At 62.4% G+C, this 908-nt stretch carries 1 protein-coding gene; it reads left to right on the forward strand.

Translation table 11 applies throughout. The features are described from left to right. A partial coding sequence (locus CWO89_RS44590; protein WP_207234718.1) for an MFS transporter occupies positions 1–790 on the forward strand: 790 nt, incomplete at its 5' end. Between the last annotated feature and the right edge of the window lie 118 nt (positions 791–908).

Below are 908 nucleotides of genomic sequence, written 5' to 3' on the forward strand. Positions count from 1 at the left end.
CGCCTTTGGCGCGGGAGCTGTCATCGGAGCGGCAAATATCGGGTTGGTGCGCAAGCACTTGAGCGCTGAAGCAGCGATGCGATGCTGCGCGCTCGCTATGGGCACGGGCATTGCTGTTATGGCATTCAGCCGAAATCCAGTGATCGCCGGACTGGGACTGGTGGTGGCTGGTGCTGGGTGGACCCTCTGTTGGACTCTGTTGAACGTTGGCGTACAGCTTTCTGCGCCCCGCTGGGTCGCAGCACGGTCTCTGGCAGCCTATCAAGCGGCCTCAGCCGATGGGCTGGCGCTCGGCAGCTGGGCTTGGGGGCATTTGGCGGAGGTCGCTGGTGTCGAAACTGCCCTCCTCGTTGCCGCCGCGTTGATGGTTGCATCGCCACTGGTCGGCCTGCGGCTACGGATGCCGCCCGTGAGGGCGCGTGTGGAAGAGGGAAGCCTCCTTGAGGACCCAAAGGTGCTGGTGCCCATCACCGGGCGCGACGGACCTGTTGTGATCGAGATCGAATATCGGGTTGTGCAGAGAAACGCGCCTGGGTTTCGGGAGGTTATGCAGCAACTTCGGCTCGTCCGGCAGCGTAACGGCGCCTACGGCTGGTCGATCGCGCGAAACATGGCGGATCCAGATGTGTGGATCGAGCGCTATCACTTCCACACATGGCACGACTACCTGCGCCAGCGCAACCGCTCCACTCAGGCTGAGCGAGCACTGGAAGGCCGCGTCATAAAAGAGTACCACGTCGGTCCAGGCGAGGTGCGTGTGCGCCGCACGATCGAGCGTTCGTTCGGATGAACTCCAGTGGCTCAACTGGAGTTGAGCACAGGCTACTCGCGGATGGGGAGCGCTGCCACTATTAGATCGTGGCGCCTTTCCGACCGAGGTCATTGCTATCCGCAAAGGCCTATTTCGG

Origin of the sequence: Bradyrhizobium sp. Leo170, from assembly GCF_004296405.1 — a bacterium.
Taxonomy (GTDB): Bacteria; Pseudomonadota; Alphaproteobacteria; order Rhizobiales; family Xanthobacteraceae; genus Bradyrhizobium.